Raw genomic sequence first — 23,849 nt, 5'->3', positions numbered from 1 at the left:
CGCCCACTGGTTCTCCCGAGAACTCCGCCCGTGCTCGGGCCACCTCGCTGAAGGAAGTGACAGCCGATGTCCACACCAGCGACATCCCCGCTGGCCGTCGTCGACGCCGAGCCCGTGCCGCGGCAGGACGAGGTCCTCACCGAGGCCGCCCTCGCCTTCCTCGCCGAACTGCATCGCCGCTTCACTCCCCGCAGGGACGAACTGCTCGCCCTCCGGACACAGCGGCGCGCGGAGACCGCCCGTACCGGAACGCTGGACTTCCTCCCCGAAACGGCGGCGATCCGTGCGGACCGCTCCTGGCGGGTCGCCCCCGCGCCGGCGGCGCTCGACGATCGACGGGTGGAGATCACCGGTCCCACCGACCGCAAGATGACCGTCAACGCCCTCAACTCGGGAGCCCGCGTCTGGCTCGCCGACTTCGAGGACGCCTCCGCACCCACCTGGGCGAACGTCATCGGCGGCCAACTGAACCTGATCGACGCCTATACGCGCCGGATCGACTTCACCGACGAACGCAGCGGTAAGAGCTATGCGCTCCGCCCGGCCGCGGAGTTGGCCACCGTGGTGATGCGCCCGCGCGGCTGGCACCTGCCGGAGCGCCACCTGAAGGACACCGAGGGCGGGCGGGTGCCCGGTGCCCTCGTCGACTTCGGGCTCTACTTCTTCCACAACGCCCGACGTCTGCTGGACCTCGGCAAGGGCCCCTACTTCTACCTCCCGAAGACCGAGTCGCATCTCGAAGCCCGCCTCTGGAACGACGTCTTCGTCTTCGCCCAGGACTACTGCGGCATCCCACAGGGCACGGTCCGGGCCACTGTCCTGATCGAGACCATCACCGCCGCCTTCGAGATGGAGGAGATCCTCTACGAGTTGCGCGACCACGCCTCCGGGCTGAACGCCGGCCGTTGGGACTACCTCTTCTCCATCGTCAAGAACTTCCGTGACGGCGGCGCACGGTTTGTCCTGCCCGATCGCAACGCGGTGACGATGACCGCGCCCTTCATGCGCGCGTACACCGAACTGCTCGTCGCCACCTGCCACCGGCGGGGTGCGCACGCCATCGGCGGGATGGCGGCCTTCATCCCGTCCCGACGCGATCCGGAGGTCAATCGGATCGCCCTGGAGAAGGTCACCGCGGACAAGGACCGCGAGGCCGGTGACGGATTCGACGGGTCCTGGGTCGCCCATCCCGATCTGGTGCCCGTCGCGTTGGCCTCCTTCGACGCCGTGCTCGGCGATCGCCCCCACCAGAAGGACCGGTTGCGCGAAGAGGTCTCGGTGACGGCCGCCGATCTCCTCGCCATCGACTCCCTGGAGGCCGCCCCCACGTTCGACGGACTGCGCCATGCGGTCCAGGTCGGCATCCGGTACATCGAGGCATGGCTCGGGGGCCTGGGCGCGGTGGCGATCTTCCATCTGATGGAGGACGCGGCCACCGCCGAGATATCCCGCTCCCAGATATGGCAGTGGATCAATGCCGAAGTCGTCTTCGACAACGGAGAGACGGCAACCGCGGCGCTCGTGCGCGAAGTTGCCGCAGCGGAACTACTCCGCATACAGGACGAGTTGGGCGACGACGCCTTCCGTGCCGGACGCTGGCAACAAGCACACGACCTCCTGCTCCACGTCGCCCTGGACGAGAGCTACGCGGACTTCCTGACCCTGCCCGCGTACGAGCAGCTGACCGGCTGAGTCGCAGCGCACCCGACGGCGGGTGCGCTGCCATGATGTGCGGCATGAGCGGATCGAACGCACTCGGGGGATTACGCGCCGCCGTGGTCGGCGGCAGCATCGGGGGGTGCGCGGCTGCCCTGGCACTGCACCGGGCCGGTTGTCGGAGCACCACCGTGTACGAACGCACCACGGGTGCTCTCGCCGACCGCGGAGTGGGCGTCGCCGTACATGCGGCCCGCTACGACGAACTGGAGGCGGCCGGCTATCTCGACGCCTCGATCCCGTGGATCCCCCTGACCGAGCGCCACTGGTACGTGCGCGGCGAGCGCGCCCCTCTCGGCAGGGTGCTGGGCAGCAACGCCTTTCCCTTCCGCACCTACAACTGGGGCCCGCTCTGGCGTGAACTGCGTTCGAGGATTCCGGAGGGGGTGCGCTTCCGTACCGGAACGCCCGTGCTCTCGGTCGCCGAATCGGCCGACGGGGTGGCCGTCCGCACCGGGGGCGGGACCGAGCAGCACGATCTGGTGATCGGCGCCGACGGCCATCGATCGGTGGTCCGTGCGGCGGTCTGTCCCGAGGAGAAGCCCCGGTACGCCGGCTACCTCGCCTGGCGCGGGGCGTACCCGGAGAGCCGGCTTCCCGACTCCGGGCTCTGGCCGCGGCACTCCTGCGCCTACGTCGTCTTCAGCGGTGGCCATGTCGTCATCTACCGCATTCCGGGGGCGAACGGGGACGTGCGCGTCAACTGGGTCCTCTACACCACGGCGCCCATCAGCCCGGGCGTCCGAGGCGACGACCCGGCCTCCGTTCCGCCCGGAGCCCTGGACGGGCCGGCGCGCACCCAGTTGTACCGACTGGTGGAGACCGGGCTCCCGCCGTTCTGGGCGACCCTGATCACCCTCACCCGTCCCGAGGAGTTGTTCGTCCAACCGATGTACGACTTCACCGCGGCTCCGGGGGTGCGCGGCGGCTTGGTCCTGCTGGGGGATGCGGCGACCGTCGCCCGTCCGCACACCGGCGCGGGCGCGGTGAAGGCCCTTCAGGACGCCAGTCTGCTGGAGGCGGCCCTCCGGGCGGCAGACGGTGACGTGTCCGCCGCTCTGAGCGGCTACGACGCGGCACGCTCGGCCTCGGGCCGGAGCATGGTGGACCTGGGCAGACGGCTGGGGCGGGCACTGGTCGAGGACACCCCCGAGTGGGGCGCGCTGAGCGGGGACGAACTCGACGCGTGGTGGCGGCAGGCGGATGCGGCGGGGGCGTTCGGGGGACGCCGGCTCACGACAGGGTAGGGAGAGCCGAACGGTCCTCCACGGTCCCGACGCCCGGAACGCTGCCCCGCGCCACCCGGTACCCGGCATCGGGCATCGGGCATCGGGCATCGGGCATCGGGACGAGTCGGGCGTCTACGGGGAAGATCGCTCACCGTCCAGGAAGACGATCGTTTCCAGCAAACGGGGATGTGGGCACTTTCCTGCCACTGTGGCGGGTATGAGGTATCGAACGGCTCAACCGCCCCGATGGGCTCGGGACGCGCCGGCGCCCTGCCCCCGGAACACCTGACGGAGGGTGCGGTGACGAGCGTTCCAGGGCCGGCAAGGCCGGCTGCTCGTGCGTCTGCACGGGCAGCCGACGAATACCGGGGAGCTGCCATATGTACGGGACGCCCCCGGTAGGGGGAATTGCTCGCTTCATACGGAAAACCCCCCTGGTGCGTGCGTACCTTGGCCCCGGGGACGCCCCGGCAGGCACGGGCCGTACCCGTCGGGAACGCCGTTGTGAGCGACGCGGAGCGGTACCGGCTCCGGGCGGGAGGTTCGGGGGTCATGAACGATCAGCAGCCGGAACGCGATTCCGAGTGCGAGCCGGGAGCCGGAATCCTGTGCGTCTTCGGACAGCAGCTGAAACTGCTCCGGGTACGAGAAGGGCTTGAGCGACCGGAATTGGGCAGGCTGACCGGATACTCGGCTTCCACCATCGCCTCCTTTGAGCAGGGCCGGCGCATTCCGCCCGGGAAGTTCATCGACCGAGCCGATGAAGTGCTCAATGCGGGTGGAGTCCTCAAAGCCAGCAAGGACGAAGTCGCGCGGGCGCAGTATCCGGCGTTCTTCCGAGACGCGGCCCGCCTTGAGGCGCAGGCGGCCGATCTGCATGTATACGCCACACACGCCGTTCCCGGTCTGCTCCAGACGGAGGACTACGCCCGGGCCGTGTTCGCCATGTGGCGCCCGCTCCTGGGCGAAGAGGTGATCGAACAGCGGGTCTCGGCCCGCCTCGCCAGGCAGGAACTCTTCTCCCGCCTCCCCCTCCCCACGGTCAGCTTCGTGATCGAGGAAGCCGTCCTGCGCAGACCCTTGGGCGGGGTGGAGGCGCTGCGGGGCCAGTTGGAACAGATTCTGCGTCGCGGTCGCGAACGTCACGTGGAGATCCAGGTGATGCCGACGGACCGGGAGGAACACGCCGGATTGGGCGGTCCCTTCAATCTGATCGGGGCAAGGGAAGGAAACCGGGTGGCCTACGTCGAGGCGTATCCCGACAGCCGCATCCACTCGGAGCGCAAGGCGGTCCGGGAGTTCGAAGAGCAATACGGACTGCTGCGAGCCCAGGCGCTCAGCCCGGGCGAATCTCTGGCCTTTCTGGAGAAGTTGCTGGGGGAGAGATGGATGTCCAAGCGACTGTGTGCACCGTGATCCGTCCGCTGTGGTTCAAGAGCAGTCACAGCGCCGGTAGTGGTGGGGAGTGCGTGGAGGTGGCCGCCTGCTCCGGAACGGTCTGCGTGCGGGACTCCAAGGACGCCACCGGTCCGGTCCTCTCGCTCTCCCCCGAGGGTTGGGCGGCCTTCGTGACGTTCGCCGCGCGGGGCTGAACGGGCGGAGCGGCGACCGTGGGGCCGGGCCACCCGGGCGGGCTCCGGCTTGACGGCGAGGTCGCCGTCAAGGGAACAGGGCCTCGCGTACGACGCACCGCTCAGCTGGCGGGCGGCGCGCCGTACGGAAGGCGATGGACGGGGTGCTGTCGAGCTCCTGGAAGTCGGAGCACGGTTCGTTCGAACACCCCGTCGAGACAAGGGTGCGAGCTGACGGCGCGCGTCAGCGCACGACCACGGTCCGTTGGGCCGAGAAGTCACCCCACTTGCCGTCGGGGAGCTTGGCCCGCAGTTTGATGCTGAGCCGGGTGCCGGGCGGGTCCGGAACGATCATCTCGTGCGTCACCGTCTTCCCCTCGGGTATGACGCCCCAGACGATGGTCGTCGCCAACGTGCCGTTGATGTGGAGTTCATGCGTCTCGATCGGCCCGTTGGCCTGCGGGGGCATCCAGCTCAGATCGACGGCGCCCTTGCGGACGGTGAACTTCAGATCGGTCGGTGCCGTGTTGGCGCCCTTACCGGGTGCCGCCGCCGTGGTGAGGTCGACGGTGTTGCTGTCCGGCGAGGAGTTCTCCCCGGCGTCGCGCGCCCGCACGGTGAAGGAGTAGACGGTGCCCGGCCGCAAGCCGGTGACCAGGGCCTTGGTCTCGGTGCCGGACACGCTGTGGATGCGGGAGTCCTCCTGGTAGATGTCGTAGGAGGTCACCTTGGTGTTGTCGGTGGCGGCCTCCCAGCTCAACCGGACCTGGGTCTTGCCGTCGAGTGCCCCTGTGAGCCGACCGGGACGGGTGGGGGGTTGCTTGTCCTCGGGGGTCGGCTCGGGGGTACTGACGCCTATGGCAGGGCTCGGCTCGGAAAGGTTGCCCGCGGCGTCGCGGGCACGGACGGTGAAGCTGTAGGCGGTCTTGGGGGTGAGGCGGTTGATGTCCACCATGTTCTTGGCCGCGGGCAGCGTCTTGACCCGTTTGCCGCCCTGGAACACCTCGTAACCGGTGACGGCCTTGTCATCGGAGGAGTTCTCCCACATGACGTGGACGGACGTGGCGCTGCTCGCCTGCGCGGTCACGCCGGAGGGCGTGGTGGGGGCCTTGTTGTCCTTGTCCTCGCCGGCGCAGGCGGTGAGGACGAGTGCCGCCGCGCAGACCAACGCGGGGAGTGTGGGGGGACGTTGCACGGTCTAACCTCCGCAAGGAGACGGATTGGTCCAGACCCATAGTGCATGGTGAGAGGTCGTTTTCAAGTCCGATTGACGTTCAACGGGAACTGCCCCCGCGCAGTCTGAGGGACTTGCAGGGCATCGGTCCGGCTATGTCCGCCCGGCTGGGTGGCCGACACCCGGTGGGATCGCTTCCGCTTCGCCGAGGCACCGGCGCTGCGCCCGCCCTGCGCACGGCGATGGCCCTCGATCAGGTCAGTGCCGCACCGGCCACCAGGAACCCGCAAATCAGTACCGCCAGGACGGCGAGCAACGGCCAGACGAAGCGAAGGTAACGGTCGTAGCCGACCTTGGCGAGCGCTACACCACCGATGGTGACCGCCGTGGTGGGCACCCAGAGGTTCATCCAACCGCTCGCGGACTGCCAGGCCGTCACCACCACGGCACGGGAGACCCCGGCGAAGTCGGCCAGGGGAGCCAGGATCGGCATGGCGAGGGTGGCATGGCCCGAAGTGGACGGGATCAGGAAGGCCAGGGGCAGGTTCACCAGGAACACGATCACGGCGAAGGCACCGGACGACGTGCCCCGCACGACGCCCTCGATGGAGTGCAGCACGGTGTCGGTGACCATCGAATTGTTCATGATCACGGTGACTCCGCGGGCCAGCACGATCACCAGCGCCGGCGAGATGAAGTCCGCGGCTCCCTGGGTGATCGTGGCGCTGAGCCGCTGCTCCCCCATCCGGGCCACCACCCCGACGAGTACCGCGGCGACCAGGAACATCGCCGCGAGTTCCGGGAACGACCACCCGAGCTCGAAACCGTACGGAGTGGCCTGCGCATCTCCGGTGAGTGCGCTCGACCAGGGCACGACGGAGAAGATCATGAAGGTGAAGACCAGGGTGACGACCACCAGGACGGCCTTGTGGAGGGCGGTCAGGTCCGGTGGGGCCGCGGTCTCGGCCGTCGCCCGTTCTCGGTCGCCGGGCAGGAATCCGGAGAGCGATCGGCCCGGGTCCCGGCGCACCCGCCGCGCATAGCGGATGACGTAGGCGATGGTCACCGCGGTGAGAACCAGCCACATCACGGCCCGCAGGGCGATGCCGTCGCCCAGGGAGATGTCCGCGGCCGAGGAGGCGACCCCCGTCGCGAACGGGTTCACGGTGGAACAGAGCACTCCGACACCGGCGCCGAGAATGATCGTTCCGGTGGCGGTCATCCGGTCGTATCCCAGGGCCAGCATCAGGGGGACGATCAGCCCGTAGAACCCCAGGGTCTCCTCTGCGAAGCCCTCGACCGTGCCGAGCAGGGAGAAGACGAGCATGACCGCGGCGATCAGGAGGGCTCCTCGGTCCCGCAGCCGGTGGGCCAGCCGGGCGATGCCCCGGTCCAGCGCCCCGGTCGCGAAGACGACCGTGATGAAGGCGCCGATGGCCAGCACAAAGAGGAACACTCCGGCGCTGCCGTACAACTCGCCCGCGAGATCGGGGCCGACGACACCGGTCGACTGGTCCTGGATGCCGTAGAGGCCGTTGACGGGGGCGAGGAACAGGTCGTTGAGACGGTCGACGAAGCTCTGGCCGCCGTCGACGCGGTGGTAGGTGCCCTCGATGGGCGCGCCCTCGTCATTGCGGTCATAGGCTCCCGGCGGGATGACGAAGGCCAGCGCCCAGACCGCGATGGTGACCACGGCCAGGACGGTGAGTGCGCTCGGGAAGACGAATCGCCGCTTCGGCCCGGGCCCTTCGGGCGGCTCCGCGGAAGCCTCCCGTGCGGCGGACGTACTCATCGCGGAGCCCGGGCCCGAGGGACGTCACGGGCGTCGGGGGCGTCGGTTGTGGTGTGCGACCTCATCGCTCAGCCCCGTCTCCGTCCGGGCCCCGCGGCCGGTCGATGGAGTGCGGGTACCGGAACTCAATGGATCACAGGGGCGGCGACCTCGCACGTCAGCGTGGGGCGACCGGTCGATCGGCGCCCACGCGATGAGTTCGGGCGGCGCGGGCAGTCATGTCTGCATGAACACGAATCCGGCGAACCCCCTGCTCGATCTGCGCCCTGCGGCCGATGCGGTCGCAGGGCTCGCGGAAGGCGTCGACGACGCACGTCTCGACGATCCGACCCCCTGTCCGGACTACGCCGTCAGGGAGCTGCTGGGCCATCTGGTGGGGCTGGCGGGCGCCTTCCGCGATGCCGGGCGCAAGGAACTCGGCCCCACGACCGACACCGACCCCCAGACGGCGCTGCCCTCGCTGCCGGGCGACTGGCGGAGCGCGCTGCCACCCAGGCTCGACGAGCTGACCCGCGCCTGGTCCCGGCCCGAGGCTTGGGAGGGGCAGACCCGGGCCGGAGGGATCGACCTGCCCGCTGCCCTCGCCGGTCAGGTGGCGCTGAACGAGCTGGTGGTGCACGGCTGGGACCTGGCCCGGGCGACCGACCAACCGTATGCCCCTGACGAGGCGAGTTTGCGCGTGTCGTACGCGCTGCTGGAGCCCGTCGACGACGACCCCGGTCGGGGGTCGATCTTCGGCCCGGTGGTCGACGTGCCCGAAGGGGCGCCCCTGTTGGACCGGGTGGTGGGGCGCAGCGGTCGGCGCCCCGACTGGCATCCGCAGGGGTGACCGCCCGGCCGGGATGTTGGCGGCACCCCGGCCGTGCTTCCCCTCACCGCGAGGGGATCGTTCTCCCGTCCGGTCCGGCACGGGGCAGACCGGGCGGGCTCCAACCGGGTGGCGAGCGCCCGTCCCCGTACCCATGAGCGTCGACGACGCCCATGGGTACGGGGGTGGACGTCGGGCGCCCCTTCCCCGACCGGGTCAGGGTGCAACGGCACGTCAGGAAAGGAGCAGTGTGCGCGCCGAGCTCCGCATCCGTTCGTCGGCGGCGACGCGGTCCGCTGCGGAACCCGAACCCACCACCCTGAGATCGCCTTCGGCGAGCGTCGTGAGACGGCTGATGACCTCGGGAGCGAGGGCTCCGGGCCCCAGTGCCCGAAGGGCTTCCAGGGCTCCCATCGGGTCCGCGTCCAGCTCGGCTGAGGTCACCAGGAGCTCGGCCGCCCGGGTCTCGTCGAGGGGGCTGCCCACGGCCTGCAGCGCCAGCACCGCCCCGGGCACCTGTACGGGGTCGCTGAGCAGCGCCTCCAGCGCGGGGGTGAGCGCCCTGGCCGCGGGCCCGATCTCGGCTGCGGCACGCGCCGCGTTCGCCCGCGGCCAGCGGGTCCACATGCCTTCCGCGGCCTCGGCCAGGACGGCTCCGAGCACACGGACCGGCTGGTCGTCGTCGCCCGTGAGCCGCCAGAGCGCCAGGGCTATCTGGAGGTCCGCATTCATCTTGTAGACGGTCCGCCCGCCGCCCGCGGGGGTCAACGCGGACCGCAGCTCGGCGACGAGCCCCCCGGCCGCCGCCCCCAGCCGTCCGGCGGTCTCCACCAGATGCGCTGCGGGGCTGCCCTCGCGCAAGGCGGCCTGGAGGGCGACGACCAGAAGGTCCGTTTCACCGGTCAGCCGCCAGAGTGCCTCCGCCGCGGCGCAACGGTCCTCAACGGCACCGGCCCGGGCCGCTCCACGCAGCAGCTCGGCGACCTCTTCGGTGTGGTTCGGCGGACAGATCGCGACGAGCGCGGACGGAACCAGAGCGGGGAAGGCAGCCAGGGCCCGGGTCAGTTCCGGTAGGGCGGCGGCGGCCCTTGTCCCCCAACTCGCCAGTAGTGCGACGAGTTCAACAGGTGCGCGGCTCGGTGGCTCGTCCGCCGCGGCCAGGTGGGACAGGCTGATGCGGATCGCGTTCAACAACTCGGGTGCATAGGGCAGAAGCAGCCCCGGACGGGGGCCACGGGCCCCCGTCACGGACGCGAGGGTGATCGAGCGGTCCTCCAGGCCCCGGGCGAGCAGCCGAGCGGCCTGCTCCGGGGCGATCCTGGCCAGCACCGCCAGCGCCCGGTCCCCGAGTTCGCCGTCCGTCGCGGCGAGCACCGCCAGTGCGGGTGCCGCCGGTGCGGCATGGCTGCCGAGTTGGTCCAGGATGGGCAGCAGGGACGCGACCCGGTGAAACGAGGGGTCGCCCAGCAGCGGAACCAGCGCGGGGGCGAGCCGCGCCGGGGCGCTGCGCGAGATGGCGCAGGCGTGCTCGGCGGCCCACAGCGCCTCTTCCCGAGCAGTGGGCTCCGTCAGCCCGAGCGCCGCTTCCAGCAGGGCGTGGACGGCGGCACGGTCCCGGTCGGTGTCGCGCCGCAGTAGTGCGTCGACCACGTGGCGCAGGGGTTCGGTCCGCTCCTGGTCGCTGCGGTCGGCGACGTGCGGCGCGGCGGGGAGCAGGGACAGCAGGGTGGTGTGATGGTCGGTCGTAAAAGGCATTCCGGCGTCGACTGCGGCCATCACGGCGATGACCCGCAGCTCCGGTGGCTCCTCCTCCGCAAGGGCCGTCAGCAGGTCCGGCCGGGTGCCTTCCGGGTCCAGCTGGGCCAGGGCCGCCAGTGCTTCCACCCGGACGCCGGGGTGCTTCTCCTCCCGGTCGGTCCACAGTCGCCGCAGCCCGGGCAGTGCCGAGGCGCAGCCCGCCCGGCCGGCCGCCCAGGCCGCCTCCTGGCGCACCTCGGCGTCATCGGAGGTCAGCAGGTCGAGGACCAGCGGCAACTGCTCTACGACGGCCGCCCGGCAGGCGCCGGGGGCGGGTAGGTCGAACTCGTCCTCGCTCTCGGCTATTCCGCCGAGCAGCACCAGCATCTCGGCGGCGCGCACGTCAGCCGCGGCAAGGCGCGCCAGGAAGGGCACGGCCGCCACGGTGGCCGCGTACACCGTGCCCTGGTGGAGGATGCTGGCCCACAGTTCCCCGATTGCCTCGGTGGCCTGCTCCTCGTCGCCGGTGAGGGCGCGCAGCAGGTCCGGTAGGTCATCCGCCTGCCCGTAGGCATGGTCCAGATCGGCCCAGGGCACGCCGTCCAGATCTGCGAAAACCCGTTCAAGATCCATGCCTTGAGCATGGCACGGGGGTCTGACAATGCGGCTCCGTGCGGTAGCCGCCCGGTCGAACGGCGGGCGCCGAACGGTCCCGGGCGCCGATGTGGTGCCGAACGGCCCCCGGGCGCTGACGGTCCACTGCGGCTCACCGGGATCCGGCGATGCCCGTCAGACGTTGCGCCTCGGCACGGGTGGTCCGCGCGATCTCCTCTTCGTCCACCGTGGTCAGCCGGTTGTCCTCGACGACGGCCCTTCCATTGACGAGCGACAGCGTCACGGGAGCCGCGGCGCCGAAGACCAGGGCGGTCACCGGATCGGCGATCGAGGCATGGGCGAGCGTGTCCATCTTCCACAGCACCAGATCGGCGAGCTTCCCCACTTCCAGGGAGCCGATCTGTCCCGCGCGCCCGAGGACGCGGGCACCGCCGTGGGTCCCCAGACGCAGGGCCTGACGGGCGGTCATGGCGGTTTCGCCGTGGCGGCCGAGACGGTTGATCAGCAGTGCGTTGCGCAGTTCGGTGTGTAGTTCGCCCGATTCGTTGGACGCGGTCCCGTCCACGCCGAGGCCCACGGCGATGCCCGCCGCCAGCATGTCGGGCACCCGCGCTATTCCGGCGGCGAGGCGGGCGTTCGAGGACGGGCAGTGCGCCACTCCGGTGCCAGTACGGGCGAAGGCCGCGATATCCGCATCGGCCATGTGCACGCAGTGCGCCATCCAGACGTCCGGCCCGAGCCAGCCGGTGGACTCGAAGTAGTCCGTGGGCCCCATTCCGAAGAGCTCTTTGCAGAAGCGTTCTTCTTCCAGTGTTTCCGAGCCGTGGGTGTGCAGGCGCACGCCCTTGCTCCGGGCGAGGCTCGCGCCTTCGCGCAGGAGGTCGGTGGAGACGGAGAACGGCGAGCAGGGGGCGACGGCGATCTGGGTCATGGCGTCGGCGGAGGGGTCGTGGTGGACGTCGATGGTCTCCTCGGTGGCCGCCAGTGCGGCGTCGAGCGTCTCCACGGCGAAGTCCGGGGGCAGTCCGCCGGCCGATGTGCCGCGGTCCATCGACCCCCGGGCCAGGGTGAACCGGACGCCCGTCTCCCGGGCGGCGCCGATGATCGCACCGGACAGGTCGCCGCAGCCGCGGGGGTAGATGTAGTGGTGGTCCATGGCGGTGGTGACTCCGCCCCGCGCCATCATGGCCAGCGAGCCCCGGGCGGCGGCACGCACCATCGGTTCGTCGATGCGCGCCCAGGTCGGGTAGAGGGCGACCAGCCAGTCGAAGAGGTTGTGGTCGGTGGCCAGACCTCGGGTGATCCACTGGTAGAAGTGGTGGTGGGTGTTGACGAGGCCCGGTGTTGCGAGATGGCCGGTGGCGTCGATGCGGCGGACGACATCGCGCAGTCCGGTCGGTGCCGGGCCGGGCCCGACCGCCTCGATGCGGTTGCCCGCGACCACGATGTGGCCCTTCGGGTGTTCGGTGTCGGTCGGATCCACCGTGGCGATGGCACAGTTCTCGATGACGATGCGGAAATCCGACATGTGGGTCTCGTCCTCTCTGCTGCGGTTCTTCCCCGGTTCGCGCCCTCGAACGGGAGCGATCGGCGTGCATCGGGGCGGTGATACGGGGCGGGGCGGCCGGGGTGCATCGGGGCGGTCCGGGGGGCGGTGAACCCACCCGCACCCCGGTCCTCGGTGCAGACCCGGCCGGCTCTCCCGAACCTCGTGAACGGATGCGTCCAGTTGCGTCACACGTTTGTCAGATCGACCGGGATCGCCGCGACGGCCCCGTTCCTGAGAACCGTGGCCTCGATCAGTCCGTAGGGACGATCCGCCGCAACGTAGACCTCACGGTCATTGCTGAGACCGAATGCTTCCAAATCGACCAGGAAATGATGCTTGTTCGGTAGTGAGAATCGTATTTCCTCTATGCCGGGGCTCTCTTCTATGACCGAGGCACCCATGGCGTACAGGGTCTGTTGCAGCGAATAGGAGTAGGTCGCGCAGAAGGCACGGAGAATGCTCTTCTTCACCCTCTCGTACGAGCCGTCCCACGAGGGCGCGGCCTGGTCGTCGGATTCCCATGCATGGCGCCAACGAGCGGACACGTCGGTGGCGAGTATGCGGTCGTATGCCTCCTGGAGGGTCGTGTACTTGTCCTTGGCGTATCCCCAGAACTCGGAGTCCGTCGCATTCATGACCGTCAGGTCCCGGAGACCGGAGACGACCTGCCAGCGCTCGCCGTCATGGGTGATCTCACAGAGCCTGGTCTCGCCACCGCGGCGGACGAAGGAGTGTCCGCCCGTCGTGTCATCACCGGTGTCCGCAGCGCTGATGCGCTCCCAGCCGTACTCCTCGATGCGGATTCGGGCGCGGTGTATGGGTGGTTGGGAGCTCACGAAATGGCGCGCGAGATGGATGCCGAACTGCTCGGCCGATTCGATCCCGTACTCCTTGGCGAAGGCGTAGACCGTGTTCTTCGCGGTGTCCGTGGGCAGCACATGGGTGTTGGCGCCGAAGTGGTGGACGTCCGCCATGTCCCCGGAGAGCGCTATGGAGACATTGAGGTCCTTCAGATGGTGGACGGCACCTTCCCGCGCCACGCGGACGACTCGGACCTCCGCCTTTCCGTACTGGTTCTGGCCGAGAACGGGCATGGGTGCTAGCTCCCTCGATACACGGAGTAGGAGAACGGATTGAGCAGCAGGGGTACGTGATAGTGCTGTCCGGCACGGACGGCGAAGGCCACCGTCACTTCCGGGAAGAACGCCGCCTCCTCACGAACGGCCCCGGACGCCGATGCGGGGGTACCGTCACCCGCGTGACCCGTGTGGTACGCCTCGGTCGCGAACTCCAGGCGTACGTGCGTCGTGCCCACCGGTGGGACGGGGAGGTCCTGACAGCGGCCGTCGCCGTCGGTCGTGGCACCGCCCAACACCCGCCAAGGGGCGTCCGTCGACGAACGTACCGCCAGCAGCACGGGGACGCCCCGCGCGGGACGCCCGAGGGTGGTGTCCAAGATGTGCGTGGACACCGACGCAGTGGTTTCGCTACTCAACGCCCCTCATTCCGTGGGTGATGGAAGTGCCCGCCCGGGGATCGTCAGCACCGCCGCGGTGGGTCCGAAGCCCGGCCGGGGGGACTGAAACGGTCGGCGGATGACCCTACGGCCCTTCCGCAAGCCCGCGGAGGCGAATGCCGTTGATCCGCCCCAACTCGAAGCGGACGACGTCTCGTTCTCGTTCCGGGCTGTTGGGCAACCGTGCCCGCAGGGCGTCCCTCATCCGTGCGCCGCTCAGCCCGGTGGCGCAGATCAGGAACACATGACCGAACCGCTCCTGATAGCGGAGATTGAGCTCTACCATCTCGGCCTTGAGGTCGTCGCTCGACTCGCCCATGCCCTTCTGCTCCCGCGAGGACACCGGATCGGCGGCCCGGGGCCGGCCGATGGGCGGGTGTCCGGCCAGGGCGTCCGACAGGTCCTCGGCGCTCAGGGCCGCAGTGGTCACATCGTTCGCGGCCAGCAGTTCTTCGACGTCCTGGTAGGGGCGCCGGGCGATGATGGCGCTCGCCCAACCGGGGCTGGCGCACACCTCGTGCAGAAGGGCGAGCACCGCGGGCCTCGCCAGGGTGTTCAACCGGGTGAGTCCCGGAAGTTGCCTGGTCGCCGCTCCCTCCGGAGGGCGCTGTGGGCTCGATGGCACGAGGTCTCCCTGGACGTCGTTCGCAAGAGCGTTTGAACCGGCCTGCGCACAGCTAACGCCTCCGACCGACGGGCGTCAACAGTTTGTTGAAAAAGCGGCGGCGGTGGAGGACGGGCGGCGGCGCAGCGTCCGCGACCGCGCCCCTCCCGTCGCTGCCCGTACCCACGGCCGGGCGGGAACTCGTGCGCGTACGATCAGTCGCCCTGCGGCGGGGTCTCCTCCACCACCCGCGCTTTGGCCCGCTGCTCATTGGCGTGGTTGACGTAGTTGTAGATGGTGAAGCGGCTGACGCCGAGCGCACTCGCCACGGTCTCCACTCCGTGACGCACGGAGAAGGCGCCCCGCATCTCCAAGGTCCGCACCACGTCCTGTTTGGCCTTGCGGTCCAACTCGGACAGGGGCCTTCCGTGGTGGCGCTCCAGACCGGCCAGGATCCGATCGAGCGATTCGGACAGCCCCGGCAGCCGTACGGCGATGACGTCCTCACCCTCCCAGGCGAGGCGCACATCGTCGACCCCGGCCCGTGCGGGGGCGATGAACTCGGCGCCCAGGGCGTCGACGAGGGGCCGTACCGCGGCCAGCAGGGGATGCTCGGCCGGCTCCGTCATTCGCCGGCCTCCTGCACGACGTTGAGCTGCAAGGAAACCCGCGTGGCACCCGCTTCCAACGTGCGGCGCAGTACGGCGTCGAGCACGGCGAGGACGGCGTCGGCGCCGCCTTCCACCGTATTGCCGAACGGGCCGACCTCCACCGCGTCCAGCGGTGCCGCTTCGATGACCTCACGGGCCACCGCCGCATGAGCGGGCGGCTGGTCCAGATCGAAGGGTTCGGTCGTGAACTCCGCCCTCAGTCGCACAGTGCCCCCATCGCGTCCACACCGACCACCCGTTCCCTCACTGGCTTCCCCGCTCCCCGGGTGTCGCCCGGCGGGACGATCTGCGAGCCCGTCCCGCAGATCGCGGGCGGAGGGTGCTCACGGACGGTCGAGCCGTCACGGCAACGGTGCGCCCGGGGTGTTCGCGTACGACCCTAACGGAATCACCTCGGCGAGCAGCGCGGCCGCGGGAGCGCACCACCGGGGCCTCCCCGGCCGCCGTGGGTGCATCCGGGCGAAGCGTCCGCGGAGCGCGGCCGTCGTCCGGGGAAGGGCCACCGCCAGCCCGTGGCGCCCCCGGGTCGCCGGCCCTCACCATCAGTCAGACATACGACAGAAAAGCCGCGCCATCCGGGCAGCAACGTAAGAATGCGGTTGCTTCTGAGTCAAGGGATGGCCGAGACCCTCCCCAAATACCCCCTCCTAGTGGACGATGGACGGGCACATTGCAGGGCAACTGCCGGGATGAGCCAGGATCTGGGGGCAATTCGATGGCCGAATCACTGCGGGTGCGCTGTCCGTCGTGTCTGCGGGACCACCAGTTCGCGGCGCCGGTCTACCCCTGTGTCTGCGGCTTCGCCCTCTCACCGCCCCTGGTGCAGGGCGCAGTGCCCGAACGGTTCCTCCGCCGCACCTGGGCCGAGGACTGGGTGCAGGTCCGCTGCGGGCACTGCGGACGGCTCGACCACTGGCCGCAACCGGAACTGGGCTGCCCCTGCGGAACGCTGTTGCGCATCCCCGTGCAATCCGCGGAAGACGTCGTCGACACAGGGCCGTCCGAGGCGCCCCAGAGTGCTCCCCAGCCGTCCCACATACCGCTGCCGAGGACGGCGAACTCGCCCCGGCCCGCGTTCCGCCCGATCGCCATCCGCACGGCGCGCGACGCGGTGACCATGGCCGAGCTCTACCTGAAGTGGCTGGGCTTTCGCGAAGTGGTCCAACAGGACGTCCACCTCCCCGAGGCCCGGCCCGAACCCCCCGTTGACGTCCCGCTCGCACCGGCCATAGACCTCCGCGGCCCCGGGCTGACGGCACAGGTCAATCCGTCCACCCAGCCCGCCGCACCGCGCGACGTGGAGTGCCTCTGGTTGACGGGGCTGACCGCGGCAGCGGCGACCACCGTGTACTTCTCCCTCGCCGGGTACGCGGGCGACGCGCGCACCCGCGCGGACGATCTGGGGGTCGCCCTCTTCAGCATGGACCTCACCGGGAGCCCCCAACCGGTCAACACCCAGGCGGCTGAGTTGGTCTCCACCGGGGTTTAGGTCGGGTCTTCAAAGTCCCGTCGCCTGTGGGGGCTGCCGCGCGGCAGTGCGGACGGTTCGGACCCGCACCGCCCGCGGGTCCGCCACCGCCCGCGGGCCCGCCACCGCGCTCGGCGATACTTGGCCCATGCGTATCCGCCCCGCCACGGCCGATGAGCTCCCCCGCCTCCAGGACATCGAGAGGGCGGCGGGAGAGCCGTTCCGCGCCCTCGGGATGGTGGAGATCGCCGACGACGACCCCCCGACGCTCGAAGCGTTGGAGGGTCATCGAAGGGCCGGGCGCGCCTGGGTCGCCGTCGCGAACGAGGGCCCGCCCCTGGGGTACCTCCTGGACGAGGTGGTGGACGGCGCCGCCCACATCGAGCAGGTGTCCGTCCATCCGTCGGCCGCACGGCGGGGGCTCGGACGCCTGTTGATCGACGCGCTGGCCGACCGGGCCGCCGCCGAAGGGTTGACCGCGCTGACCCTGACGACCTTCGCCGAGGTCCCGTGGAACGCCCCGTACTACGCCCGGCTCGGGTTTCGCACACTCGGGGACGCGGAACTGACCGAGGGACTACGGCGGATCAGACGTCACGAGGCGGAACTCGGGCTCGACCGCTGGCCCAGGGTGTGCATGCGCCGGTCGCTCTGAACCACCCGCACTCACCGGTCGGCGGACTCCGGGCTGCCGTACCGCTCCCGCAGTTCCACCTTGCGCACCTTGCCGCTGACGGTCATCGGGAAGCCGTCCAGGATGCGGAGTCGGCGGGGGATCTTGTAGTGCGCGAGCCGGTCGCGGCAGTGGGCGGTGAGTTCGTCCAAGGAGGGCGGATCGGCGGGGTCACAGGGGATGACGCAGGCCAGGATCTCCTCCCCGTACCGCTGGTCCGGGACTCCCACGACCTGTACGTCGGCGACCTTCGGATGGGTGTGGAGGAACTCCTCGATCTCCCGGGGGTAGACGTTCTCGCCACCGCGGATGATCATGTCCTTGATCCGTCCCACGATCTGTACGTAGCCGTCGCCGCGCATCACGGCGAGGTCCCCGGTGTGCATCCAGCGGCCCGGGTCGACGGCTTCGGCCGTCCGTTCCGGTTCGCCCCAGTAGCCCAGCATCACGCTGTAGCCGCGGGTGCAGAGCTCACCGGCCTCGCCCCGGGGCAGGGTCGTCCCGGTCACCGGATCGACGATCTTGACCTCGATGTGCGGCATCACCCGCCCGACCGTGCCCGTACGCCGCTCCAGGTCGTCGTCGCGGCGGGTCTGGGTGGATACCGGGGAGGTCTCGGTCATGCCGTAGCAGATGGACACCTCGTCCATGTGCATCTCGTGGACCACCCGGCGCATCACCTCCACCGGGCAGGGCGACCCGGCCATGATGCCGGTGCGCAGGGAGGTGAGGTCGTACGAGGCGAAGTCGGGGAGGTTGAGTTCGGCGATGAACATCGTCGGGACCCCGTACAGGGCGGTGCAGCGCTCCGAGGCCACGGCCCGCAAGGTCGCCCCGGGGTCGAAGGAGGGCGCGGGAATCACTATGCACGCGCCGTGGGTCAGGGCCGCCAGATTGCCCATCACCATGCCGAAGCAGTGGTAGAAGGGGACGGGGAGGCATATCCGGTCCCGCTCGGTGCAGCCGAGGGTCTCGCCCACCGAGTAGCCGTTGTTCACGATGTTGTGGTGGGAGAGGGTGGCGCCCTTGGGGAATCCGGTGGTGCCCGAGGTGTACTGGATGTTGATGGGGTCGTCGCAGGACAACTCGGACTCACGCAGGGCCAGTTGCTCGGCAGTCACCGCCCCGGCCGCCGCCAGCAGGGCGCTCCAGGAGCCGTCGCCGATGAAGTGGACCGCGCGCAGTTCCGGGCAGCGGTCACGGACCGCGCCGACGAGTGCTCGGTAGTCGCTGTTCCGATGGCGCTGCGATGCGCACAACACGGATATCCCTGCGTGCTGGAGGACGTACTCCAGTTCGTGTGCGCGGTACGCCGGATTGATGTTCACCATGATCGCCCCGACACGGGCGGAGGCGTACTGCACCAGGACCCACTCGGAGCAGTTGACGGCCCAGATGCCGATCCGGTCGCCCTTGGTGACGCCGATGCCGATGAGGGCACGCGCGAGCAGGTCGACCGCCGTGCCCAACTCGGCGTAGCTGTAACGGGTGCCGCTGGTGAGGTCCACCAGTGCCTCCCGGTCCGGATGGGCGGCGACGGCCCGGTCGAGCCGCTGGCCGACGGTCTCCCCGAGCAACGGGGTCACTCCGGTGCCGTGGGCGTACGAGAGCGGGGCGCCAGGAACGCCCCGCTCCCTGGGGGGTGCCTCCGTGAGACTCATCGGAACTCTCCCTCGTCGTACTCGGTGGTGATGGAACCTTTCGCCGTGCGCTCGCGCAGTTCGATGCGGCGGATCTTGCCGGAGACGGTCTTGGGCAGTTCTGCGAACTCCAGTCGCCGCACCCGCTTGTATGGGGAGAGGACGGAACGGGAGTGGGCGAAGAGGACTTTCGCCGTCTCCGGGCCGGGCTTCCAGCCGTCGGCCAGCACCACGTACGCCTTGGGAACGGCGAGCCGCAGCGGGTCGGGGGCGGGGACGACGGCCGCTTCCGCCACCGCCGGGTGTTCCAGGAGGGCGCTCTCCAACTCGAAGGGGGAGATCTTGTAGTCGGACGCCTTGAAGACGTCGTCCGAACGACCGATGTAGGTGATGTACCCGTCGACGTCGCGTGCGCCGATGTCTCCGGTGCGGTAGTAGCCGCCCGACATGGCCTGCCCGGTGAGTTCGGGGTCGCCGTGGTAGCCCGCCATCAGCCCGACGGGCGCGGCGGTGAGGTCCAGGGCGATCTCGCCCTCCGCTGCGCCCGGTGCACCGGTGACGGGGTCGAGCAACTCCACCCGGTAGCCGGGGCTCGGTCGGCCCATCGACCCGGCCTTGAGGAGTTGGCCGGGGCTGTTGGAGACCTGTACGGCGGTCTCGGTCTGTCCGAAGCCGTCCCGCACGGTGACCCCCCACTCCCTGCGGACGGTCTCGATCACCTCGGGGTTGAGCGGCTCGCCCGCCGCGACGACCTCGCGGGGCGGGTTCTCCAGGCGGGTGAGGTCGGCTTGGATCAACATCCGCCAGACGGTGGGCGGAGCGCAGAAGCTGGTGACGCCGGCCCGGTCCATCTCGGACATCAACCGAGCGGGGTCGAAGCGCGTGTAGTTGTGGATGAAGACGGTGGCTTCGGCGTTCCAGGGGGCGAACAGGTTGGACCAGGCGTGCTTGGCCCAACCCGGGGACGAGATGTTGAGGTGTACGTCGCCGGGTTGGAGCCCGATCCAGTACATCGTTGCGAGATGGCCGATGGGGTACGAGGTGTGGGTGTGCTCCACCAGTTTGGGGCGGGCGGTGGTGCCGGACGTGAAGTAGAGCATCAGCGTGTCATCGGATCGGGTGATGCCGTCGGGCTCGAAGACGGGGTCCGCGGAGCTCGCCTCCCCGTAGGAGAGCCAACCGTCGACGGTCGCCCCGACCGCGATGCGGGTGTATGCGCCGGGGACGTCGGCGAACTTCTCGGTGTCCTCGGAGCGCACGAGCACATGCTTGGCCCGACCGCGCTCGACGCGGTCGCGGAGGTCGGCGGCGCCCAACAGGGGGGTGGCGGGGATGACGACGGCCCGCAGCTTCATGGCCGCGAGGGCCACTTCCCACAGCTCGTACTGGTTCCCCAGCATGACGACGATCCGCTCACCGGCCCGGATGCCCTGGTCCCGCAGCCAGTTCGCGGTGCGGGCGGAACGGACGGAGAGTTCGGCGAAGGAGAGGCGGGTCTCCGTGCCGTCCTCCTCCACGATGTGGAGCGCGGTCCGGTCGTTGCCCCGTGCGATAGCGTCGAACCAGTCGAGGGCCCAGTTGAACTGCTCGGGCCGGGGCCAGACGAAGCCGTCGTACGCGTGCCGATACTCCTCCCGGTGCCGCAGCAGGAAGTCCCGGGCCACCCGGAACTCCTCGGTCGTGCTGCTTGCAGCCATGTGCCCTCCTCATTGCCACACCACTCAGTAGCATCGTGTTAGCAGTGACCTACGTCTCACCACCCCCGATCGGGGGTGGTGAGACGGAAACAGAGGGAGTGGAACGGTGTTGTCCGAGCCGACCGAGGCGGTGGAGATGCGGGCGGCGCTGGTGCGTCTGCGCCGCGCGACGGGTCTGCCGATCGCCTTCGGTGGACTGCTGCACGATGCCCAACGACTGCGGATCGCCCAGCTGAGCGGAGCGCAGACGAGCGCGCTGCACGGGTTGTCGATCTGCACGGGCAATGGTCTGGGCGGCAAGTCCATGGCCCTGTCCCGGCCCTGTGCGGTGACCGACTACCGCGAGGCCCGGCACATCAGTCACGAGTACGACTCGGCGGTGTCGACGGAGGGCCTGCGCTCGGTCCTCGCCGTGCCGGTCGTCGTCCGCCGACGCGTCCGGGGGGTGTTGTACGGGGCGCTGCGCAGACCGGTTCCGCTCGGTGATCGGACCTTTGACGCGGCGGTCGCCGCCGCCCGTGACGTGGAGCAGGCCCTCGTGGTCCGCGACGAGGTCCAGGGGCTGTTGGCCGTGGCCAGGGAGCCGGTGGCGGGGCGCGGGGCGTGGGAGGAGGTCCGTGAGGTGCACGGCGAACTGCGGGCGCTGGCTCCGAAGGTGGCCGACCCGGAACTGCGCCAGACGCTGCTTGCGGTCTGCGGGCGGCTGGCCGAAGCGGGGGTGCGGTCGGACACCGCAGCGGACGGCCGCACCCGGCGTCCTCCACAGTCGGTGACGCTCGCTCCCCGCGAGGTCGACGTGCTGGCTTGCGTCGCCGCGGGGGCGACGAACGCCGCAGCGGCCGAGCGGCTCGGGCTGAGGCCGGAGACGGTGAAGGGCTATCTGCGCGCGGCCATGCGGAAACTGGGGGCGCACACCCGGTTGGAGGCGGTGGTGGCGGCGCGGCGGGCAGGAGTGCTGCCGTAGCCGACGGATCGAGCCGCCGTCGCAGATCGAGGGACCGAGACCGAGACCGGCCGTACGAGGACGTCGTACGGCCGGTCCTCTGCTCCCATACGCTGGGAAGGCGTCAAAGATCGGGCCCAGGGCGTCAGCGCCGCGTCAGGGGTGTACCAGGGGTGCGTCCGGGGCTTCCGATCCGGCCTAGCGTCGCAGTTCCGGCGGTCGACGTTCCTGCGCGATCCGTCGGAGGAGCGAAACGGCGGCACGGAAACGGCGCGGCGGCGGGGCTGCTCGGCCGGATTCGTCCGCGGCGTGATCCAGAACGGACAGGGAGAACCATGTACACAGCGGAGAGCGGCGAGGGCGAGCGCCCTGGACCGACGGGAGCCCTCTACGTCCCGGTGCGGCTCGGCCGGGTGTCGGGCCACCATCTGTGCTTTCTCCGGACACCTCTCGGCGTGCGGACGGCCGTGGGGTTCACCAGCCGTGAGCGACTCTCCGGGGTCCTCGGCGAGGAACAGGCGTGGATCAGGCTCGCCGAGCCGGTCGTACGTGCGCTCGCCGAGCCCTTGGGGGTGCTGAGCCTGATCGTCGATCCCCAGCTGACGGCCCCGGGGCCCGCACGGACCGCGGCTGCGGTGCCGTCCCTGGCACCGGTCTGTGTCCGTCGGCTCACCGGCGCCACCGAGGAGAGCCTGCCGGCGGAAGGGGCCTTGCGTGCCTCGTCCGCCGTCGGTGAGACCGCACGCCCGCGGGCCTGATGTCTCAGGTGTACGTGCCCCCTCGGTCCGGTGGATCGGGGTGCGCCCGCGGGCCCGAGGGGGGCGGGCGCACCCCGATCAGTCCAGGAAGCGGCCGAACCTGATGTCGTGACTCGTCGCCGAGGACAGCGCGGTGAGCGTCCGTTCGCCCTCCTCGGCCACCTCGACCCGCTGTGACGCGGTGAGCGGGGCGAAGGTCTGCACGGTGAGGGTCGCCTCCCCCTCGGTCTCGGCGAGCTGCCAGATCCCGGCGAGGAAACCGTCCACCAGCACGGTGGGGTACGCCTGGTTGCCGCGCCAGGTCAGCGCCTTGTGGTCGTCCCGGGCGACGACCCGGCCACGGTCGGCGTGCGAAAGCAGGAGGTTGTCGAACTCGGGCAGAAAGCGGGCCGGGGCCGGGGTGCCCGGGTCGGGGCGGGGTGCATCGGGCAGGTCGAAGAGCTCGACGCCCCTCTCGTCCCTGAAGACCAGCAGCCGGGGGCGCAGCCGAGCGAAGACGTCCCGCATCCGGGTCAGTCCGGACCAGGTCTGCATGTCCTTGACGGAAGCGGGTCCGAAGGCGCGGAGATAGCGCAGCACCACGTCATCGGCGGTGGCCGCGGGTCCCGCCGGCCGCCCGAACCAGTGCTCCGCGGTGGTCAACGCGACCTGGCCGCTGCTGCCCCAGAGGCCGCGGGGGGTGATCTGCACCAACGGAAGCAGACAGCGGGCGGCGACGGACAGGGACTGGGGGTCGGCGTCCGGCCATCGGACGAGGAGCGCTTCACGGAGCTGCTTCATGGTCCGGGGTTCCTCCTCGACGAGTTCGCGCGCGAGTGCGGCCAGTTGGTCGAGGTCGACGCCCTGGAGCCCGGCACGGAACATGCGCAGCTCACGGGCGGGGCCGCCGTTCTGCACCAGGGGGCGCAGGGCCAGGCAGTCAGCCGCCGAGTGGGTGTGGATGGTGGATCTCATCGTGACCAGTCGCGCCGCCTTGCGCGTGGCCATCGCATCGGACAGCTCCCGGGGGTCGAAGTCCGCGAGTCGGGCCGCGAGGGCGACGTAGGGGGGTTTGACGTTCTGGGCCTGGAGGCCGACGAGGTGCTCGACCGCGCCGAGGGCCGACAGCTGCGCCCGCGGTGAACGGCGCAGCAGGAGTTGGCGGTCGAGGGTGGCGCGGTTGAGCGCGCGGGCGGTGAGCACGGGAGGCTGCTTCGCGATGGCCATGGCTTCACCGTAGCCAGAGTTGCGGACAGCCTTCGTCCTCAACTCTCTGTGGTGGGTGGGGCGGACGATACGTACCGACACACCGACCCAGAAGGTCCGGAGAAGGTCCGGAGGCAGGATTTCGGGTGCGTAGGGCCCGCAGTCGGGGGAACCAGGGGTACATATCCCGCCATCTCCCGGTGCCATCACCCGTCCCCCTGACCACGGGCCCGGAGCGAGCCGACGTCCCCGCTCAGGGGCCGCGTGGACCGGACGTCGCCCCTGCGCGGGCGGCAACGGCCCTCGGGGCGGCTCTCGCCAGTGTCCGGGGTGGCGAAACGGTGTGCTGGAGGTGCGGCCATCGACGTCCTCGCATGTGGCGCCGGCGTCGAGCGCCCCCGTGCATCAGATGGAATGTGCCGGTGGCACAGGTCGGCGCGAGGATCGACGACGTCGTGAGCCGTGTCGACCAGCCGGGAAAATTGGCGCGGTTCCGCCCCCGG

The 23,849-nt window shown here is 70.3% G+C and carries 21 protein-coding genes; 9 read left to right on the top strand and 12 right to left on the bottom strand.

The annotated features are described in order from the left end of the window. The first annotated feature begins 66 nt into the window (after positions 1-66). The 4 genes from aceB (at position 67) to ABZ348_RS11475 (ending at position 4,537) form a co-directional block, all read left to right on the top strand. Positions 67-1,692 carry a malate synthase A gene (gene aceB, locus ABZ348_RS11490; protein WP_358931728.1) on the top strand — a complete coding sequence of 542 codons (1,626 nt, stop codon included), beginning with the start codon at positions 67-69 and terminating at the stop codon, positions 1,690-1,692. A 44-nt stretch (positions 1,693-1,736) separates the two neighbouring features. Next, positions 1,737-2,963, top strand: a complete 1,227-nt coding sequence (locus ABZ348_RS11485) for an FAD-dependent monooxygenase (protein ID WP_358931726.1) — start codon at positions 1,737-1,739, stop codon at positions 2,961-2,963. A 534-nt stretch (positions 2,964-3,497) separates the two neighbouring features. Then, positions 3,498-4,361 (top strand): helix-turn-helix transcriptional regulator, encoded by an 864-nt coding sequence (locus ABZ348_RS11480; RefSeq protein WP_358931724.1) that lies wholly within the window; start codon positions 3,498-3,500, stop codon positions 4,359-4,361. Continuing rightward, a complete protein-coding gene (locus tag ABZ348_RS11475) occupies positions 4,358-4,537 on the top strand; it encodes a DUF397 domain-containing protein (protein ID WP_358931722.1) in 180 nt (59 codons plus the stop codon). Before ABZ348_RS11480 ends, ABZ348_RS11475 begins: the two co-directional genes overlap by 4 nt. 223 nt (positions 4,538-4,760) lie before the next feature. On the opposite strand, the gene ABZ348_RS11470 is transcribed toward ABZ348_RS11475, so the two are convergent. Continuing rightward, entirely contained in the window at positions 4,761-5,711 is a 951-nt protein-coding gene (locus tag ABZ348_RS11470; RefSeq protein WP_358931720.1) for a fibronectin type III domain-containing protein, read from the bottom strand. Positions 5,712-5,943: 232 nt separating this feature from the next. Then, complete coding sequence (locus ABZ348_RS11465; RefSeq protein ID WP_358931718.1) at positions 5,944-7,482, bottom strand: YfcC family protein; 1,539 nt, start codon at positions 7,480-7,482, stop codon at positions 5,944-5,946. A gap of 226 nt (positions 7,483-7,708) precedes the next feature. On the opposite strand from ABZ348_RS11465, the gene ABZ348_RS11460 reads away from it, so the two are divergent. Continuing rightward, the gene (locus ABZ348_RS11460) at positions 7,709-8,311 is read left to right on the top strand and encodes a TIGR03086 family metal-binding protein (protein ID WP_358931716.1); all 603 of its coding nucleotides are present in this window, start codon (positions 7,709-7,711) and stop codon (positions 8,309-8,311) included. Between the two features lie 213 nt (positions 8,312-8,524). Here the strand turns inward: ABZ348_RS11460 and ABZ348_RS11455 are convergent, their stop codons facing one another. The 7 genes from ABZ348_RS11455 to ABZ348_RS11425 all read right to left on the bottom strand — a co-directional run bounded on the left by ABZ348_RS11455 (position 8,525) and on the right by ABZ348_RS11425 (position 15,188). Further along, complete coding sequence (locus ABZ348_RS11455; protein WP_358931714.1) at positions 8,525-10,660, bottom strand: HEAT repeat domain-containing protein; 2,136 nt, start codon at positions 10,658-10,660, stop codon at positions 8,525-8,527. 133 nt (positions 10,661-10,793) lie between these two features. Then, positions 10,794-12,170: an 8-oxoguanine deaminase gene (locus ABZ348_RS11450; RefSeq protein ID WP_358931712.1), complete on the bottom strand. Its 1,377-nt coding sequence runs from the start codon at positions 12,168-12,170 to the stop codon at positions 10,794-10,796. Positions 12,171-12,376: 206 nt separating this feature from the next. Further along, complete coding sequence (gene pucL / locus ABZ348_RS11445; RefSeq protein ID WP_358931710.1) at positions 12,377-13,285, bottom strand: factor-independent urate hydroxylase; 909 nt, start codon at positions 13,283-13,285, stop codon at positions 12,377-12,379. Between the two features lie 5 nt (positions 13,286-13,290). Continuing rightward, complete coding sequence (uraH, locus tag ABZ348_RS11440; protein WP_358931708.1) at positions 13,291-13,686, bottom strand: hydroxyisourate hydrolase; 396 nt, start codon at positions 13,684-13,686, stop codon at positions 13,291-13,293. A gap of 106 nt (positions 13,687-13,792) precedes the next feature. Continuing rightward, positions 13,793-14,332 carry a 2-oxo-4-hydroxy-4-carboxy-5-ureidoimidazoline decarboxylase gene (gene uraD / locus ABZ348_RS11435; RefSeq protein WP_358931706.1) on the bottom strand — a complete coding sequence of 180 codons (540 nt, stop codon included), beginning with the start codon at positions 14,330-14,332 and terminating at the stop codon, positions 13,793-13,795. A 194-nt stretch (positions 14,333-14,526) separates the two neighbouring features. Further along, positions 14,527-14,940 carry a helix-turn-helix domain-containing protein gene (locus ABZ348_RS11430; RefSeq protein WP_358931704.1) on the bottom strand — a complete coding sequence of 138 codons (414 nt, stop codon included), beginning with the start codon at positions 14,938-14,940 and terminating at the stop codon, positions 14,527-14,529. Next, on the bottom strand, positions 14,937-15,188 hold the full coding sequence (locus ABZ348_RS11425) for a thiamine-binding protein (RefSeq protein ID WP_358931702.1): 252 nt from the start codon (positions 15,186-15,188) through the stop codon (positions 14,937-14,939). The genes ABZ348_RS11430 and ABZ348_RS11425 overlap by 4 nt, the downstream gene beginning before the upstream one ends. 509 nt (positions 15,189-15,697) lie before the next feature. Between ABZ348_RS11425 and ABZ348_RS11420 the strand changes: the two genes are divergently transcribed. Both ABZ348_RS11420 and ABZ348_RS11415 read left to right on the top strand, forming a co-directional pair. Beyond that, entirely contained in the window at positions 15,698-16,471 is a 774-nt protein-coding gene (locus ABZ348_RS11420) for a hypothetical protein (RefSeq protein WP_358931700.1), read from the top strand. Between the two features lie 127 nt (positions 16,472-16,598). Beyond that, entirely contained in the window at positions 16,599-17,105 is a 507-nt protein-coding gene (locus tag ABZ348_RS11415) for a GNAT family N-acetyltransferase (RefSeq protein ID WP_358931698.1), read from the top strand. 11 nt (positions 17,106-17,116) lie between these two features. On the opposite strand, the gene ABZ348_RS11410 is transcribed toward ABZ348_RS11415, so the two are convergent. After that, positions 17,117-18,784, bottom strand: a complete 1,668-nt coding sequence (locus ABZ348_RS11410) for an AMP-binding protein (RefSeq protein ID WP_358931696.1) — start codon at positions 18,782-18,784, stop codon at positions 17,117-17,119. Beyond that, entirely contained in the window at positions 18,781-20,460 is a 1,680-nt protein-coding gene (locus tag ABZ348_RS11405) for an AMP-binding protein (protein WP_358931694.1), read from the bottom strand. Before ABZ348_RS11405 ends, ABZ348_RS11410 begins: the two co-directional genes overlap by 4 nt. Positions 20,461-20,569: 109 nt before the next feature. On the opposite strand from ABZ348_RS11405, the gene ABZ348_RS11400 reads away from it, so the two are divergent. Together ABZ348_RS11400 and ABZ348_RS11395 are read left to right on the top strand one after the other, a co-directional pair. Continuing rightward, positions 20,570-21,424, top strand: a complete 855-nt coding sequence (locus ABZ348_RS11400) for a helix-turn-helix transcriptional regulator (protein ID WP_358931692.1) — start codon at positions 20,570-20,572, stop codon at positions 21,422-21,424. Positions 21,425-21,738: 314 nt separating this feature from the next. Beyond that, on the top strand, positions 21,739-22,161 hold the full coding sequence (locus ABZ348_RS11395) for an SAV_915 family protein (protein WP_358931690.1): 423 nt from the start codon (positions 21,739-21,741) through the stop codon (positions 22,159-22,161). A gap of 78 nt (positions 22,162-22,239) precedes the next feature. On the opposite strand, the gene ABZ348_RS11390 is transcribed toward ABZ348_RS11395, so the two are convergent. Continuing rightward, the gene (locus ABZ348_RS11390) at positions 22,240-23,367 is read right to left on the bottom strand and encodes a winged helix DNA-binding domain-containing protein (RefSeq protein ID WP_358931689.1); all 1,128 of its coding nucleotides are present in this window, start codon (positions 23,365-23,367) and stop codon (positions 22,240-22,242) included. Between the last annotated feature and the right edge of the window lie 482 nt (positions 23,368-23,849).

This window comes from Streptomyces sp. NPDC005963 (genome assembly GCF_040638655.1).
GTDB lineage: Bacteria > Actinomycetota > Actinomycetes > Streptomycetales > Streptomycetaceae > Streptomyces.
The sequence above is the reverse complement of the archived record's forward strand: the minus strand, read 5'-3'. Positions and strand labels throughout refer to the sequence as shown.